Origin of the sequence: Citrobacter sp. Cpo065 (assembly GCF_030332805.1) — a bacterium.
Classification (GTDB): domain Bacteria; phylum Pseudomonadota; class Gammaproteobacteria; order Enterobacterales; family Enterobacteriaceae; genus Citrobacter; species Citrobacter portucalensis.
Map to the genome: position 1 here is coordinate 105,203 of NZ_JAOWHC010000019.1, position 15,650 is coordinate 120,852.

Here is a 15,650-nt window from a genome sequence, read left to right on the forward strand (position 1 = left end):
ATAAGGCGTTTACGCCGCCATCCGGCAACGTAACACGGGGCTAGCGTTTTCTCCCGCCCATCAAACTCCCCAACATGCCGCGAATTATCTGATTGGTAACCTGTCGCGCCGCGCTTTTCGCCACGCTCTGCACTACGCCATCGCGCTTACCGCCGCGCGGTCCGGTGCTGCCAAACAGAATATCCTTCAACCCACCGAGAATACCGCCGTCCACATCGACAGCTTTACCGTTGGCGGGAGGTGTATTTTGCTGCTCGGTACTGGCCTGCACGCCTTGCTGCAAACGTTCATAGGCGGACTCGCGGTCGATATCTTCTTCATATTTACCGTACAACGAAGAGTGATTAATCAGTCCGTTGCGTTCGTCGTCCGTCACCGGTCCCATCCGTGAGCATGGCGCAATCACCATCGCCCGTTCAACCACCGACGGGCTGCCTTTGGCGTCCAGAAACGACACCAGCGCCTCACCGGTTCCCAGCTCCTGAATGGCTTTTTCGGTATCAAATGCCGGGTTGGCGCGCATGGTTTGCGCCGCGGTTTTCACCGCTTTCTGATCTTTCGGGGTGAACGCGCGCAGGGCGTGCTGCACGCGGTTCCCCAACTGACCAAGCACGTTGTCCGGAATATCCGACGGGTTTTGCGAGACGAACCACACGCCGACCCCTTTCGAGCGGATCAGGCGGATCACCTGTTCGATTTTATCCAGCAGCACCTGCGGAGCATCGTTGAACAGCAGGTGCGCTTCATCGAAGAAGAACACCAGTTTTGGCTTCTCCAGATCGCCCGCTTCCGGCAACTGTTCATACAGCTCGGAGAGCATCCACAGCAGGCTGGCGGCGTACAGTTTTGGCATCTGGTAGAGCTTCTCGGCGCTGAGGATATTAATCATCCCTTTGCTGTTGGCATCGGTACGCATCCAGTCTTTGATGTCCAGCATCGGTTCGCCAAAGAAGTGTGCCGCTCCCTGCTGCTCCAGCGACAGCAGTCCGCGCTGGATCGCCCCGACCGAGGCGCTACTGATATTGCCGTACTGATTCTGGAAGGATTTAGCGTTATCGCCAATGTACTGGGTGATGGCCCGCAGGTCTTTGAAATCGAGCAGCAACAGACCCTGGTCATCGGCAATGCGGAAGATTATATCCAGCACGCCGGACTGCACGTCGTTGAGGTTCAGCAGACGGGCCAGCAGCAGCGGCCCGAGGTCTGATACCGTGGCCCGCACAGGGTGACCTTTTTCGCCGAAGATATCCCACACCGTGACCGGATTAGCATGCGGTTGCCAGTCGGTAATGCCGATATTTTTCAGGCGGGCGAGCAGCTTTTCAGAGGCTTGTCCTTCCTCGGCCACGCCGGTTAAGTCACCTTTCACATCGGCCATAAATACCGGTACGCCAATCTCGGACAGCGATTCGGCCAGCTTCTGTAGCGTGACGGTTTTACCGGTCCCGGTCGCGCCGGTAATCAGCCCGTGACGGTTGGCCATACCTGGCAGTAAAAACAGTTCGGTGTCCGGCGTGCGGGCAATTAGCAGGGGTGCGCTCATTGAGATTTCCTCCATTTATCCTGCCTGGAGTATAGGCAACCGTGACGCACTCTTCACCGCTAAATTACGGAGATTGTGAGGAGAATTTAACCTGTCTGGAATAGCGGGGAGAATAGCCGGGAAGCTTACGCCACCCGGCAAAGACGATCAGAAGTCGGCTTTAAGCACTACGCGGTAGCGGGCCTTACCGTCACGCACGTGCTGGATGGCTTCGTTAATTTGCGACATCGGGTACAGTTCGGTGGTGGGCGACACCTTGCTGCGCCCGGCAAACTTCATCAGTTTGCGCAGTTCGAACGGCGTACCGGTCGCCGAACCGGAGATGCTGCGATCGCCGGCTATTAAGGTGAACGCCGGAACCGGCAGCGGTTTCAGCACCGCACCGACGGTATGGAAGTTACCGCCGTAGGCCAGCGCTTCAAAATAGGGCTGCCAGTCGAGATCGACGTTAACCGTATTAATAATGAGATCAAACTGGCCCGCCAGCGCTTTTAGCGCATCCGGATCGCGGCTGTTGACCACCTTATCCGCCCCCATTGCCAGCACTTCCTGCTCTTTCGCCGGATTGGAGCTGAACGCGGTCACTTCGCAACCCATCGCGTGTAACAGCTTAATGGCGATATGCCCCAGGCCGCCGATGCCGATCACCCCGACGCGGCTGGTGGCGGTGATATGGTGCATCAGCAGCGGTTTGAACACCGTGATGCCGCCGCACAGTAATGGGCCAGCGGCCGCCAGATCGATACTCTCCGGCAACGGGATCACCCACTGCCAGTCGGCCCGCAGCTTCTCGGCAAAGCCACCGCGATTAAGAATTGTGGGAACAGACCCTTCAAGGCAGTTGATCTGATTACCGCTGATACAGGCATCGCAGTGCCCGCAGCTGCGCGCCGTCCAGCCAACGCCGACGCGCTGACCAACTTTCAAACCTTTATCCTGCGCCGCGCTGCCGAGCGCCGCCACGCGACCAATCACCTCATGCCCGGCAACCAGCGGATACTGAGAGAACCCCCATTCGTTGTCGATCATCGACAAATCGGAATGGCAGATACCGCAGTAATCGACTTGGACTTCGACATCTTCCGGCTTAAGCTCGCCCGCATCATATTCATAGAGTTCGAGTTCGCTGCCCGCCGCTTTTGCAGCGTAGCTTTTTATCATCGACATCGTGTTTCCCTCAGTATGGTGTTGAACTGGAAGTGTAGAGCATGGGGAAACGGGACGCTTCGCAGAAGTGGGGATTAAGGAGGGGGCAAACTGTGATGAGGGTTACAGCTAAGAAAGGTAATGCTGAAATTTTCAACACTTAGCGAGCCAGACACACGCTGGCGCTTGCATGGTGGCGCATGACAGGTATAATCCACAACGTTTTCCGCATCCCTTCCGTGCCGGAGTGGCGAAATCGGTAGACGCAGTTGATTCAAAATCAACCGTAGAAATACGTGCCGGTTCGAGTCCGGCCTTCGGCACCATCGGAACATCAATAGACGTCAACGGACGTCTTTTTTTGTGCCTGAAATCCAGTATCCGCAAGGCTTTCCTCGCTTTTTCACTCAACCTAAGTCAACCTGATTCAATCTACATCAACTTACTGATGCGGGTACAACTACGGGTATATCCCGGTTCGATAATGTTTGTACCCACACAGAACCCTTGAAAGGATACTCATCATGGCTCTGAGTGATGTGAAGGTTCGTTCGGTTAAGCCTGAAGCAAAAGCCTATAAGCTGACCGACGGTGAAGGCATGGTTTTGCTGGTTCACCCGAATGGCTCAAAATACTGGCGGCTTCGTTATCGCTTTGGCGGCAAAGAGAAGATGCTGGCGCTTGGTAAATACCCCGAAGTGTCATTGGCGGATGCCCGGGCACGCCGGGATGAGGCCCGTAAGCTATTAGCTAACGGCGTCGACCCTAGTGAGAATAAGAAAGCTGTTAAGGTAGAACAAGAGCAGGAAGCGATAACGTTTGAAGTGGTTGCCCGAGAATGGCATGCCAGCAATCAGAAGTGGTCCGAATCGCATAGTGCTCGTGTATTGAAAAGTCTTGAGGATAATCTCTTTGCTGCTATCGGCAAACGCAATATTGCTGACCTGAAGACACGAGATCTGCTTGTGCCCATTAAGGCTGTGGAATCATCCGGACGACTCGAAGTCGCCGCCCGTTTACAACAGCGAACTACCGCGATTATGCGCTTTGCTGTTCAGAGCGGCTTAATCGACTATAACCCCGCGCAAGAGATTGCCGGTGCGGTTGCTACGGCAAAAAGACAGCACCGTGCTGCTCTGGAACTTAACCGCATTCCTGAATTGCTTCACCGCATCGATCACTATTCCGGAAGACCATTAACCCGACTGGCTGTCGAACTTACCTTGTTAGTCTTTATCCGCTCAAGCGAACTGCGTTTTGCCCGCTGGTCAGAAGTCGATTTTGAAACGGCTATGTGGACGATTCCTGGTGAGCGTGAACCGCTGGAAGGTGTTAAGCATTCTCAACGTGGTTCGAAGATGAGGACTCCTCATCTCGTTCCTTTGTCGCGACAAGCTCTCGCTATCTTGGAAAAGATCAAAAGCATGAATGGGAACCGTGACCTGATCTTCGTAGGAGATCACGATCCGCGTAAACCCATGAGTGAGAACACGGTGAACAAGGCTCTACGAGTGATGGGCTATGACACGAAAACGGAAGTCTGTGGGCATGGTTTCAGGACAATGGCCTGTAGCTCATTGATTGAATCGGGTCTATGGTCGAGGGATGCCGTAGAGCGGCAGATGAGCCATCAGGAGCGTAGCTCTGTTAGGGCTGCCTACATCCATAAAGCGGAACATCTGGGGGAGCGCAGGTTGATGCTGCAGTGGTGGGCGGATTATCTGGATGCGAATCGGGAGATAGGGGTAAGTCCGTTTGATTTTGGAAAGTAACACCAAAATATTTTTCTATCATGAATTCGCAAGATAAATGAGAATAATCATGAGGTTAGTGAGCTCATGATGCATAGCGACAATGACATCGTGAAAAAGTAGTACGACGCTACTGTTGCATAAATTCTCTGTAACCTGTTATAGTCTTCTCACTGACCTAGTACGACGCTACTACCTAGGTAAGAGAGGGAGTAAATAGCAGCGGCAACTGCTATTTACCCGAAACATTCTGGCCAAAACCGCTATGAGAGGCTCTAACAAAATGAACGAGAAAAAATATCAATCCCTGCGTAAAAAGTCAATAAGTAAGGGGGGGAATATGGCTTGTATTGTTATGCTGGTACACGCGCTCTCCTTTTCCTCATTGCAGATGGATTTAGATGTACGTGTGGGGGATGTGAATTGGAAACACTCGATTGTGCTTAAAACTACTGGAGGAAAGGGAGAGTAATCTCCCTAACTTACTTATGCATAAAATTGTTACATTAGAGAGTATTGCTGAGATCCGCTTAGGGATGCCCTTTAAATCGGCAATACAAGATGCTGGTGAGCAAGGCTCCTGTTATCTCATCCAGACGAAAGATATTGGGCTGGACGGCAGTTTAGATCTAGGTGCTTTAACCTCTGTTATCCCAGAGGGTAATCCTGAGAAGCATTATCTTTTCCCTAATGATATTTTATTACGTCTGCGGGGACCTGTGTTTTCAGCTGGGATTATCGAAGGGAATCTAGGCAAACCAATCATTACGTCCAATCAGTTAGCAGTAATTAGATGTAATGAAAATCTAATACTACCACATTATTTACATTGGTATATAAACTCTACTTCTGGAAGTAAATATATTCGCAGTTTGAGTGAAGGTACTAGTATTAGTAAAATTAATTCAAAAACGGTTTCTAAAATGACTGTTAAACTCCCAAATTTGGGGTTTCAAGAAAAGATTGGTTCTATTAATAGAAACTGGAATAAACAAAAAATAGTCTATAATTCACTAATACAAAATGGCGATGTGCTCTTTGATGGTATATGTGAAAGTATCATTAATAGCGAGGAGTTAGAAAATGAGTGAAATGAAGGTGCTTCATAAATCACTTTTACTTGCTTGTGATTTGTTTAGAGGGAAAGTTGACTCATCTTCTTATAAAGATTATATATTTTCAATGTTATTGCTGAAATATATTTCTGATGTTAAGGCTGATTATGAATACGATTTAATCAATGAAGAATATTCTGAGTTGTTAGAAATTGTTTCTCGAGTACCAGAGGATGCTAGTTTTTATAAAATATATCATGATGCTAAGAATCATGGTGATTATATCGGAGAGAGGATTGATGATTCGCTGAGATTAATTGATCAGGCTATTGATTCGGTCTGCCAAAGTAGAGGTGGTTATTTATTCGAGTCGATAAAATTTGCGACGGTTAATTTTGGTGCAAAATCAGAAAGAGACCGGATGCTTAATGAATTACTCGATATTTTTGCAAGTCCTGAAATGAAATTTGATTATACCCAGGATGGTAATAAAAAGATAGAAGTAGCATGTAGATATCTTTTTGAAAAAATTGCATCTGACTCGGCTATGAGGGGGGCAGAATTTTATACTCCCGAAGGTATTTCACTACTATTTGCAGAGTTATTGCAGCCTAGGGATGGAGATAGTATTTGTGATCCTACTTGTGGGTCTGGTTCTCTTTTAATTACCCTAGGGGAAAAAATAAAAAAATCCTTTAGAAGCAATAATTATACTTTATTTGGTCAAGAAGTTAATAGATCCATTTGGGCCTTGGCTAAAATGAATATGATTATGCATAACGAAATTAATAGTCGGATAGAATGGGGGGATGTAATATCTAACCCTCAGCTTCTGGATACAGATAATAGATTGATGCAGTTTGATGTAGTTGCTTCTAACCCTCCGTTAAATATTATCGGTTGGAATCATGATGATTTAGTACGTAATGATTATGGTCGCTTTAATTTAGGTTTCCCACCTCAGTCTAAGGGTGATTATGCCTTTATTTTGCACATGGTTTCAACACTTAAAAGTGCAACTGGTAGAATGGCCATACTGGTATCTCACGGGGTATTGTTCCGTGGAGGTCAAGAGGAGAGTATAAGGAAAAATTTAATCAGTGAAGGGTTGTTAGATGCGGTAATAGGTCTACCAGATAGGTTGCTTCCTGGGACAGCGATACCAACTGCCATTTTGATATTCAGGAGAGATAGAAACAATTCTGATGTCGTATTTATTGACGCATCTGATTTGGCTAAACCCGTAAAAGGGCGCAATTTGATAACAAATGAAATCATTGAAAAAGTATCAAAATGCTACTTTGAAAGGAGTAGTGTCGATGATTTTTCACATGTGGCTTCTTATGATGAAATACAATTAAATGATTTTAACTTAAATATATCTCGGTATGTTAAGAAGCATGAGGAGCAGGTTTTTGTTGATCTTGAGATATTACGTCAACAGCGTGAAGAACTACTATCAACATTGCACGAATTAGAAAGAGAAATGAAAGGTTTTATTGATAATTGATGGAAATGGTTGATGCAATAGTATCAACCATTTTCTGATTAAATTTCAATATCCCCAATGATTATAAGCCAAGGGCATTTTATTCAACTTAGCTCTGTGTTCACGCCAGTTTGGCAAATGAATACTCATCAGGCCGATAAAACGCTCATTGTGCTTGCGTTCGTGTAGATGAACTAGCTCGTGAACCACAATGAATTCAAGGCATTCAGGTGGTTTTTTTACCAGTTCGAGATTGATCCAGATACGTGCTGTCTGTGGATTACAGCTACCCCATTTGGTCTTCATTCGCTTGATGCCAACAAAACTGGCTTCAGCCTTTACCTCTTGCTGCCATTTTGCCATTAACTTAGGCAGTCTTTGTTTTAAAATACCACGATACCACTGGTTGAGAACCGCTTCCCGCTGGGCCGTATCATAATGTGGAGGTACTTTCATACGTATCCAACCACCCTGAAGTTTCACTTCAGCGGGCTTATCTACTAAAACTACATCCAGCCGATATCCTCTTCCCCAAAGATAGTGTGTTTCGCCACTACACATTTCTCGTTCACTCTGGCGCGGCTGAGCCTGAAATTGTGTTTGCTGCTGTCGGATCCATACTAGCCTTCTGACAACAGCCATCCTGATAGCTGTGTCTGACAGAGAGATGGGAGCTGATACTCTTACTCGGCCATCTGGAGGCAGTACACTGATATGCAAGTTTTTGATTGGCTTACGCTGCAAATCTAGAGTGAGCTCACCAAAGGTAACCAATGGCATCAGCGATACTCCTTCTGTGCCTTCACTAGGGCCATTACATCTGCGACCGTCACTGAATAACCTTTGATTTCTTCCGCGATAGCGAAACTAATCTCGCGTTCTTTAAAACGATCCCCATACCAGTCGGCCTTTTTGGTGTGACGGACTGCAGCATCTATCTTTGTCACCAAGACTTCATCCTGACCGAGGTTGTCAAACAACGCTTTCTTGGCGAGGGTATCGATACTTGCTGGATAAGTACTTTTACTACCTGACTGCGGATGTTTCACCTGCTTCGCCAGTTCACGTACGTGCTCCAGATACTCCTGATAGGAGATCGCCTGTTGACGTCGAAGTGCGATCAGTTCATCAAGCAACACCGACATTTTTTCGTAGTATTTCGGGTTGACTGGGTTTTCATCAACAATGGTTCTGCGAACGTTATTTTCAATCGCTTCAGCCATCGCCTCCTGGTTGCCACGCATGTCGGCTGGAAGTCCATCCAGTGCTTCTTCTCCGCGTTCAATAATCAACTCAAGCAGTCCTAGTTCCTCAAAATCCATGAGGGTTTCACTTGGATCGGCATCTACCCAAAGATCCAGCATCTGCCGCATACCTGGCTCAAACTGCTTCATGTCCACGAAATCGCCACTGGCTATTTTTATTTCATCGCGGACTTTTGTGTAAAACTCAACATCGATGCGGATTTGATTTGCCTGCTGCTCGCTATAACCAGCATCTGTTAGCTCACCTGCCAGATTGGTAAAAGCACGGATAAGCTTCGCCACGGATTGATACAATGTCAGACGTAAAGCTTCTTTCTCAGATAATTGCTCTATCGACGCCCCTGATTCCCCACAAAAATAATGCTGATAATCAAGTTGATTGCGTGGCATTTTTACTGGTTCGCAAAGGGTGCGAACGGCATCCAGAGCACCATCAAGATCGATTTTGGCTTGTTGCAAACGATCTTTCAGTAACCCGGCTACATCTTCTTTGTCGTAGCCGTCAAAGGCTTCTGCGGTGTAGTCCTGAACGGTTTTTTCCAATGAGCGGAAAAGGTCTTTATAGTCGACAATATAGCCGTATTCTTTATCCTCACCATCCAACCGGTTAACGCGACATATCGCCTGGAAAAGGTTGTGATCGGCCATTTTCTTGTCGATATAGAGGTAAGTGGCTGACGGGGCATCAAAGCCAGTCAATAACTTATCAACGACTATTAGAAGGCGCATCTGGCCCGGTTCTTTGATGAAGCGTTGTTTGACCTCTTTTTCGAAATCACTCACACGTTTGGCTGCTTCAGCCTCAGGTTGTTCAAAATATTCCGCAAGCATTTTGCGGTAGATGTTGTACTTGGCTAGTTTCTCAGTCAGTCCTTCACCGCTCTCTTCGCCTTTAATCTCACTGGCATTTGGCTGGTAGCTCGTCACAATCGCACATTTACCGGCAAAACCTGCGTCACTAAACATCTCATAGCATTTGCAGGCCTGATAGACGCTGGAACAGACCAGCATGGCGTTACCTCGGCTGTCGGCGAGCCGTGGTTTTTGTTCAAAATCGAGAAGGATGTCAGCCACAATCTGTTCCAGCCGCGAGCGGCTCGACAACAGCTTCTGCATCGAAGCCCATTTCTGCTTGAGTTGCTGTTGGCCAAGGCGAGAAAGTTTAGATGTCTTAGCATCAAACCACTGGTCGACTTTTTTCTGAGATTTGACCCGCTGATCAATGTCACGAGCTTCGTAGCGCAGGTCCAGTACAACCCCATCATTGACTGCTTCATCAAATTTATAAGTGTGGATATAAGGCCCGAAGACCTCCACTGACTTCTTCTTATCTTTCTTCATCAGCGGGGTACCGGTGAAACCGATAAATTGTGCATCTGGCAAAATGCTTGTCATTGCCGCATGCAATTTGCCGGATTGGGTTCGGTGGCACTCATCCACAAACACGAATAATTTTCCCTTCGGGCTAAAATCGGCAGGGATATTTCGTGTTATTTGTTCGATAAAATCGTCCGTGTCAGCGTCTTTGTCATCCTCCTCCTGACGACCAAACTTATGCACTAACGAGCATATAAGCCAGGGCTTGGTTTGATTCAGGCGAGTCACCAGGTCCGCACCGCTCCGAGTGCGAAGGATCTCTTCTTCCACACCGTTAAACACTTTCTCGATCTGTTCATCAAGTTCTGTACGGTCGGTAATGATTAAAACTCGGCTATCGGTAATATTTTCTCTGATCCACTTTGCCAGCCAAACCATTGTCAGGCTTTTACCGCTGCCCTGGGTGTGCCAGATAATCCCGCCTTCATTGCGTTGAATAAACGGTTTTGTTGCAGTGACACCAAAATATTGGTTATGACGGCAGGTTTTTTTCACTCCAGCATCGAAAACGATAAAGTCGTGGATCAATTCCAGCAGGCGCTGTTTATTGCATATCTGAGCCAGGTGACGATCAAGCATGTAGGCGTGAGGTGATTCCGCGGCTTCTTTCCATTGAAGGTAATATTTCTCCGGCGTTTCGATTACACCATAGCGAAGCCCTTCTAAATCATTGCCGGCCATTACCAGTTGGATGGTAGTGAAGAAGTTGCGGATGAAGGCTTTTTGCTGATTATCGAGGTTTTGGCGGATGCCCTCTGAAACTGACACTGTAGAACGTTTTAGCTCAATGACACCAAGCGCAATACCATTAACATACAGCACCAAATCCGGGCGCTTTTTATTTTCACCGTTGTAGGTCACTTCTTCAGCTATCGCAAAATCATTGGCTTCTGGATTTTTCCAGTCCACCAACCACACGGTTTGATTCTGCTCACCAGCACCTTCTTTATCCTTCACTCCGTAGCGTAGCAGGCGATACACCTCTTTGTTTGCATCATAGAGGATACGCCCTTCACCGAGGCTTGCGGCTCGATCCAGTTGCCGTAATGCTCGGGCGATTAGGACTTCTGAAACGCCGCGCTTTGTTAGCCAGGCAGAAACTAAGCTTGGTTCGATGTTCCGGTTGTCTTCTCTTTTGTGCCAGTTACCAAGATAGTGATAACCGAGATGATCGGTGAATAACTGGATAACACGTTTTTGTGTCATGCGTTCACGTTGACCAACACTGTTCATAACACCTCCCTAAATACGCTATCACTACCACTGGTTAACACTGCCAGCATTTCCGCTTCGTGAGTGGCGATTTCTTCTTCCCCCCACTGATTGTTCTTCTTCATCAGCTCCATCATGGCGAGCAGTTTCAGACTATCAATTTCATTACGTTCAAGGCTCGCTTCGAAGTACTCTTGCTTTTGTTTTGGCTGGAAATTACTAAGTCGCGAATTCTTGCTGTGGCTAATCAGGCTAAGGTTGCCGAAGGAATGCAACGATGTATCTGGTAATGTCCTAAAGCCATCCATGGGGTGCTGAGGGTAGAAATGCTCTAATGAACTTCGGAAGGTAAATTCAAAACGTTTCACTACCTCAGCTTTATTTCTGTCACGACACCACAGTAAGTAGTCCAGGTAATTGAATACCAAGTTGTTTGCTATCATGCCAAAGCGCATTTTCTTCTGAGTCTTGTCCGACAGTTCCACAGGATGGAGAGGTGCTTCTTTACCGTAGATAATCTCAAAATATGATTTTGGTTCTTGTTCTGCCAGGAAGTTTTGAAAGATAAACGCGGAGGCGAGATGCTCCAGATAACCGAGGTACTTCCTTGCATCTATCTGGTTTTCAGCGGAATGGGCATTAAACAGATAGTACAAAGCCCCATTCAACCAGTGTTTATAAACCAGAGTAGGGGTTGAAACGTGGAATGCGGAAAGCAGCATCAGAATCTGTCGGTTGATGTCTACATAGCTACCATCATCTTCATTAAACGTATTGGTGTAGCTGGTGCTCTTTTCCGAATACCAACGCAGGCGCTTCAAACTCCAGCTATCGCTACCTTTCGCGAACTCTCGTTTTATCACGAACTGATCAAAAAGGTATTTGCATTTGAGAAGTGCAAAGACGAAATTCTGTACCGCTTTAACCGGGTCATTCTGCTTTAACAGTCGAAGTTCGAACTGGTCGATTAATTGTTTGTCATCTAGCGGAACATCCACTCTGTCCTTTCCAGTTTGGCTACAGACACGCAACACATGGAGCAGGAAATTGGAGAAATTGATAACACTATTAAAACGCTCTGAGCTACCTTCATCTTCTTCACCTCTATCACCACTTAAGGTTGAAGATGACTTGATAATGTCAGCCAGTGTGCGGTTTGTTTGGTTTTCTCTTGTGCCAAGCTCCGAAGTCGATGGGATAAGCATGCCAGCTAGAGAATTAAAATCAGCAGGCACAAATTGCCCCCAATTTTCCTGCCCAAATAATTGATGACGTTCGGCTGGTGTAAAACCGTACTGGACATAACGTTCCATGTTGGAGCAAGCATCCCAAACGCGTGAGAGGGTGTTAAGGTTGCTCTGTCGATCTTGCAGGTCCGTTATCTCGTTGAGCACCGCCATTAGTCGAGCTTTTACCACCTCATGCTTTTCGAGTTGCTCACCTCGATTGTTCATCACCTCAAAAAAATGATTGAGGTCGGTATCGGCAGGCACTTCTATTCGGGCAATTTGTACATGGTCGAAAAGGTAGGTACAGAAATGATTTAATGACTCACCAATCAGCTTCAAGTCGCGTAGTACCTTGCCAATAAGTTCATAGCCGTTGATCAGCCCGTCATTAAATTCTTTGCTCCGCAGTTTATGCGGTTCCACGCCTTGCCAGAGTCGAGCAAAGGTTTCGCCAGACTTAGGTCTGCTCTCAAACCCTAAGTTAATCCTTTGGTACCAGCTCATATCCAGCGTGGACCCAGCGTGTTTTTTTAACCAAGTGGCAAGAAGGGATAGGGTAGTGAAACGCTGCTGCCCGTCGATTATCTCTGCGTCCCCATCAGGACGGGTGAATACGACTAAAGTACCGATGTAGTAAGTTTGAGGGTATAGGCTATGCAGGCTTTTTTGTTGGTAGTCTAGTATGTCCTGCACAAGTTGAGTGATTTCACCCTCTCCCCAGGCATAATTACGCTGGTACATTGGGATAAGATAACGAGATGCATCACCCAGCAATGATCTGACCGTAAAGGATGTTACCTTTGCATCACTCATAGTAGTTCATCTCCTTGAACAGCCTCACCAGCTCGTCTTGCTCATGGTTACCGGTACGGCGGTTATTATTATTTTCTGAAGCCCGAATGGTGAGTAATGGTATAGATAGCACATCACTAGGTACTCTGGCTTCTTTGATTACCCGGAACAGATTATTTTCCAGTACGTACTTATCCATAGTCGCTAACTGTACCACCTGCTGTCGGATTCGGCATCTATAGGCCCAGATAAAGCTTTTTTCAATCGCTGCAGATAACGACTGCCCACCAAATTTGTCGATATAAAAGATCAGAGCGCAATCAAACATAGTGCGTATATATTGATCCCCTGTTCGATAGCGATTTCTATAGCTATTTAACGTTCTTAGTATCTGGGTTGCCATTTCACCAAGGACTGTGCCCTGAATCATTAACGACTTTTGAGTGTGCGTGCTGACATACTCACTGGTGATAATTGCCGATACCTGTTGCTGGTAGTGTTCTGCCATTTCGAAAAAACGTCTTCCATTGATGACCATTTGATCCAGATGGAAAGGGAAACGCATTTTCTGGCCATCAATCTTGCGCTGATACTGATTGTTATAATCATCTACAAAATGGTGAGCTATGCGCAAAGATTCCACATAAGGGAACTGACCAATCTGATCAAGGTTGATCCCTTTGAATAGGCCGACTTCATCCTTACCAAAGAAACGAGCTGAATTTCCCTGCGACCACTGACGTACCCTGTAGAGATAGGATGCGAAAAGATTAGCCAGGTCATCGCTGGGTAATCCTTCCCAATGGGCAACGGAAGCAGCTTTCAGTTCTACCTCATGGCTGGCGAATTCACGTAGATGGAAGGCCTTAAGCAGATCGTGTGGATCCAGATCCCGCCCTCGGGCATTTTGTGAGTCGAAGAACTGAAAGGCTTCAGACAGGTCAGTCAGCACAAAGACCACCAACTGGCAGCGGTTGAGGAGAAAATCAATATGTTGCTCGCTGAATTCTCGATGGCTAACCCTGCGTTTTAGCTCCTGATAATTCTGGTACAGATTGTATTCCGATACCTGACTGGCAAAGCGTTGCCGTCCCATAAAACCTTCAACGGAGGGCTTTAGCTGGGTTAGCGCTTTCTGCAAATCCTGACGTTCCAATTCAGCAAGTCGGGTTTCGATAATGGCCCATACTGCCAGTATTAATGTTAAAGTTCGTTGCTGACCATCGACGATATCCAGTCTATGTTCTTCATTGCTCTCAGGCTGATGAAACACTACTGAGCCCAAGCGGTAGGCCGATTTATCGAGATGACTGTTTATGTCCGCAAACAGTTCACTGATATTTTTTACCGTCCATTTATAAGGACGTTGATAGACCGGAATGGCTACGTCAGTCAGGCTCAAAAGACCCTTGACGGACAGAACTGTCTTATCAAGGGTGTGTTTCATGGCTGCTGTTCCAACGGTAAACGAATACGCCCGGTCAGCAGCTGTTGTATCATGCCCTGTTTTATATCGCGAATCTTGGCGAGTTTTTGCTCTAATGCCTCGAGTTCAGCATCCATATCTAAGAGGATGGTGGCGATAGCAGTTTGTTCTTGATCGCAGGATGGCATTGATATTATAAAACCAGATAGGTCTTTATTTGTTATCTGGTTAATAGTCGCCCCCATGGTTTCATCTATTTGGTTGTGAATTAAATTAGATTGAAATTGGTAGAAAATAAAATCATGAGCTTTTGTTCTATATATAGCCATAAAGGCACCAAAAGCGCATCCTTCAGCCGCGTGATCGATTAAAGCACATTTTCCGATTAGTTTGCGGCTCCCATTTCTGACGCAAATTAAAATATCGCCTTTCCTTACGATGACTCTCTCGGGTAAGTCCATATTTACAAAAACGTTATCTTGATATGCTAGCTTGTTATTCTGAACGTTTGATGAACGCAATACTAATGTACCTGTATCGGAAACATCTCGAGGGCTATATGTAAGGCCAATGATACATTGACCTATTTCTCCCAATTTTACGCATATCCAATCTTCAGGAATGAGCCCTAGCTCACTAGGTTTATTACCCTTGAGTACCCCATCCGGGTGTTTAGCGAATTGTGGTAAGCGGGTACGACCAGTCAGCAGTTGCTGCATGGTTGCGGTTTTGATATCCTTTTTTTTAGCAATTAATTGCTCAATCGCGATAATCAGTGCATCGGTATCAGAGAGCACGTTAGCAATCGCAAGCTGTTCTCTTGGAGTAGGGAGCGGGATTTTATAACTTAAAACTACCTTTTGAGATAATGTGGGAATCGCTCCACCAACAATTGTTTCCTCAATCTGATTTTGCACAATATCAGATTGCATTATGTATGCCAGAAATGCAGCAGGGCTTTTTAGTCTCTTAAAGACTACTACCTGAGGGTTTAGGGTTGCATCCTCTTTTAAATTTTTTACTAACGCTATTTTTCCATAGGTAGAACCAGTCTTAACTAGCAGAATATCGTCTTCGTATATCTTTATCTCAGGTGACTCTTCATACTTCTGACGAGTAATATATGTTCCATGCGTGAAGTTTGTACGCCCATCAAATATATTAGACGGACTAATGCTTAGCACTCCTTGGTCTTGTGATACAATATCAGCTTTTGTATAACCTCTAAAACCTATGCGTCCAAAAATAACGCATAAGTCTCCAATACTACTAACTTTCCAATCCTCAGGAATAATTCCCACCTCAGTCTGTTTATAACCAGTTGGGATCGATTTCAAATTCTGTGATTTATTCGTTTTCATTGTC

At 46.3% G+C, this 15,650-nt stretch carries 11 protein-coding genes and 1 tRNA gene; 5 read left to right on the forward strand and 7 right to left on the reverse strand.

Features of this window, described 5'->3' with window-relative positions:
* Positions 1-40: 40 nt before the first annotated feature.
* Both OGY68_RS01180 and ahr read right to left on the reverse strand, forming a co-directional pair.
* Positions 41-1,543: a helicase HerA-like C-terminal domain-containing protein gene (locus OGY68_RS01180; RefSeq protein ID WP_057066618.1), complete on the reverse strand. Its 1,503-nt coding sequence runs from the start codon at positions 1,541-1,543 to the stop codon at positions 41-43.
* Between the two features lie 147 nt (positions 1,544-1,690).
* Positions 1,691-2,710, reverse strand: coding sequence for an NADPH-dependent aldehyde reductase Ahr (gene ahr / locus OGY68_RS01185; RefSeq protein WP_048236253.1), 1,020 nt, complete (start codon positions 2,708-2,710; stop codon positions 1,691-1,693).
* Between the two features lie 220 nt (positions 2,711-2,930).
* Here ahr and OGY68_RS01190 point away from each other — a divergent pair.
* The 5 genes from OGY68_RS01190 to OGY68_RS01210 all read left to right on the forward strand — a co-directional run bounded on the left by OGY68_RS01190 (position 2,931) and on the right by OGY68_RS01210 (position 7,005).
* Positions 2,931-3,015, forward strand: a tRNA-Leu gene (locus OGY68_RS01190).
* A gap of 198 nt (positions 3,016-3,213) precedes the next feature.
* Positions 3,214-4,461 (forward strand): tyrosine-type recombinase/integrase, encoded by a 1,248-nt coding sequence (locus tag OGY68_RS01195; RefSeq protein WP_286616755.1) that lies wholly within the window; start codon positions 3,214-3,216, stop codon positions 4,459-4,461.
* Between the two features lie 262 nt (positions 4,462-4,723).
* The gene (locus OGY68_RS01200; RefSeq protein ID WP_001003202.1) at positions 4,724-4,912 is read left to right on the forward strand and encodes a hypothetical protein; all 189 of its coding nucleotides are present in this window, start codon (positions 4,724-4,726) and stop codon (positions 4,910-4,912) included.
* Positions 4,913-4,928: 16 nt separating this feature from the next.
* On the forward strand, positions 4,929-5,531 hold the full coding sequence (locus OGY68_RS01205; RefSeq protein WP_102014686.1) for a restriction endonuclease subunit S: 603 nt from the start codon (positions 4,929-4,931) through the stop codon (positions 5,529-5,531).
* Positions 5,524-7,005, forward strand: coding sequence for an N-6 DNA methylase (locus OGY68_RS01210; RefSeq protein ID WP_179373404.1), 1,482 nt, complete (start codon positions 5,524-5,526; stop codon positions 7,003-7,005). Before OGY68_RS01205 ends, OGY68_RS01210 begins: the two co-directional genes overlap by 8 nt.
* Positions 7,006-7,050: 45 nt before the next feature.
* Here the strand turns inward: OGY68_RS01210 and OGY68_RS01215 are convergent, their stop codons facing one another.
* From OGY68_RS01215 to OGY68_RS01235, 5 genes are read right to left on the reverse strand one after another with little or no spacing between them, the layout of a single operon-like run.
* Positions 7,051-7,764 (reverse strand): M48 family metallopeptidase, encoded by a 714-nt coding sequence (locus tag OGY68_RS01215; protein WP_097404700.1) that lies wholly within the window; start codon positions 7,762-7,764, stop codon positions 7,051-7,053.
* Positions 7,764-10,859 (reverse strand): type I restriction endonuclease subunit R, encoded by a 3,096-nt coding sequence (locus OGY68_RS01220; protein WP_286616762.1) that lies wholly within the window; start codon positions 10,857-10,859, stop codon positions 7,764-7,766. Before OGY68_RS01220 ends, OGY68_RS01215 begins: the two co-directional genes overlap by 1 nt.
* The gene (locus tag OGY68_RS01225; RefSeq protein ID WP_286616764.1) at positions 10,856-12,880 is read right to left on the reverse strand and encodes a DUF262 domain-containing protein; all 2,025 of its coding nucleotides are present in this window, start codon (positions 12,878-12,880) and stop codon (positions 10,856-10,858) included. The genes OGY68_RS01220 and OGY68_RS01225 overlap by 4 nt, the downstream gene beginning before the upstream one ends.
* Positions 12,873-14,306 carry a DUF262 domain-containing protein gene (locus OGY68_RS01230; RefSeq protein WP_286616767.1) on the reverse strand — a complete coding sequence of 478 codons (1,434 nt, stop codon included), beginning with the start codon at positions 14,304-14,306 and terminating at the stop codon, positions 12,873-12,875. Before OGY68_RS01230 ends, OGY68_RS01225 begins: the two co-directional genes overlap by 8 nt.
* The gene (locus OGY68_RS01235) at positions 14,303-15,646 is read right to left on the reverse strand and encodes a restriction endonuclease subunit S (protein ID WP_286616771.1); all 1,344 of its coding nucleotides are present in this window, start codon (positions 15,644-15,646) and stop codon (positions 14,303-14,305) included. Before OGY68_RS01235 ends, OGY68_RS01230 begins: the two co-directional genes overlap by 4 nt.
* Positions 15,647-15,650 lie beyond the last annotated feature (4 nt).

Coding starts and splice junctions, on each gene's coding strand:
- OGY68_RS01210 (WP_179373404.1), top strand. CDS start 5,524: ATGAGTGAAATGAAGGTGCTTCATAAATCACTTTTACTTGCTTGTGAT.
- ahr (WP_048236253.1), bottom strand. CDS start 2,710: ATGTCGATGATAAAAAGCTACGCTGCAAAAGCGGCGGGCAGCGAACTC.
- OGY68_RS01195 (WP_286616755.1), top strand. CDS start 3,214: ATGGCTCTGAGTGATGTGAAGGTTCGTTCGGTTAAGCCTGAAGCAAAA.
- OGY68_RS01230 (WP_286616767.1), bottom strand. CDS start 14,306: ATGAAACACACCCTTGATAAGACAGTTCTGTCCGTCAAGGGTCTTTTG.
- OGY68_RS01205 (WP_102014686.1), top strand. CDS start 4,929: ATGCATAAAATTGTTACATTAGAGAGTATTGCTGAGATCCGCTTAGGG.
- OGY68_RS01180 (WP_057066618.1), bottom strand. CDS start 1,543: ATGAGCGCACCCCTGCTAATTGCCCGCACGCCGGACACCGAACTGTTT.
- OGY68_RS01225 (WP_286616764.1), bottom strand. CDS start 12,880: ATGAGTGATGCAAAGGTAACATCCTTTACGGTCAGATCATTGCTGGGT.
- OGY68_RS01235 (WP_286616771.1), bottom strand. CDS start 15,646: ATGAAAACGAATAAATCACAGAATTTGAAATCGATCCCAACTGGTTAT.
- OGY68_RS01215 (WP_097404700.1), bottom strand. CDS start 7,764: ATGCCATTGGTTACCTTTGGTGAGCTCACTCTAGATTTGCAGCGTAAG.
- OGY68_RS01200 (WP_001003202.1), top strand. CDS start 4,724: ATGAACGAGAAAAAATATCAATCCCTGCGTAAAAAGTCAATAAGTAAG.
- OGY68_RS01220 (WP_286616762.1), bottom strand. CDS start 10,859: ATGAACAGTGTTGGTCAACGTGAACGCATGACACAAAAACGTGTTATC.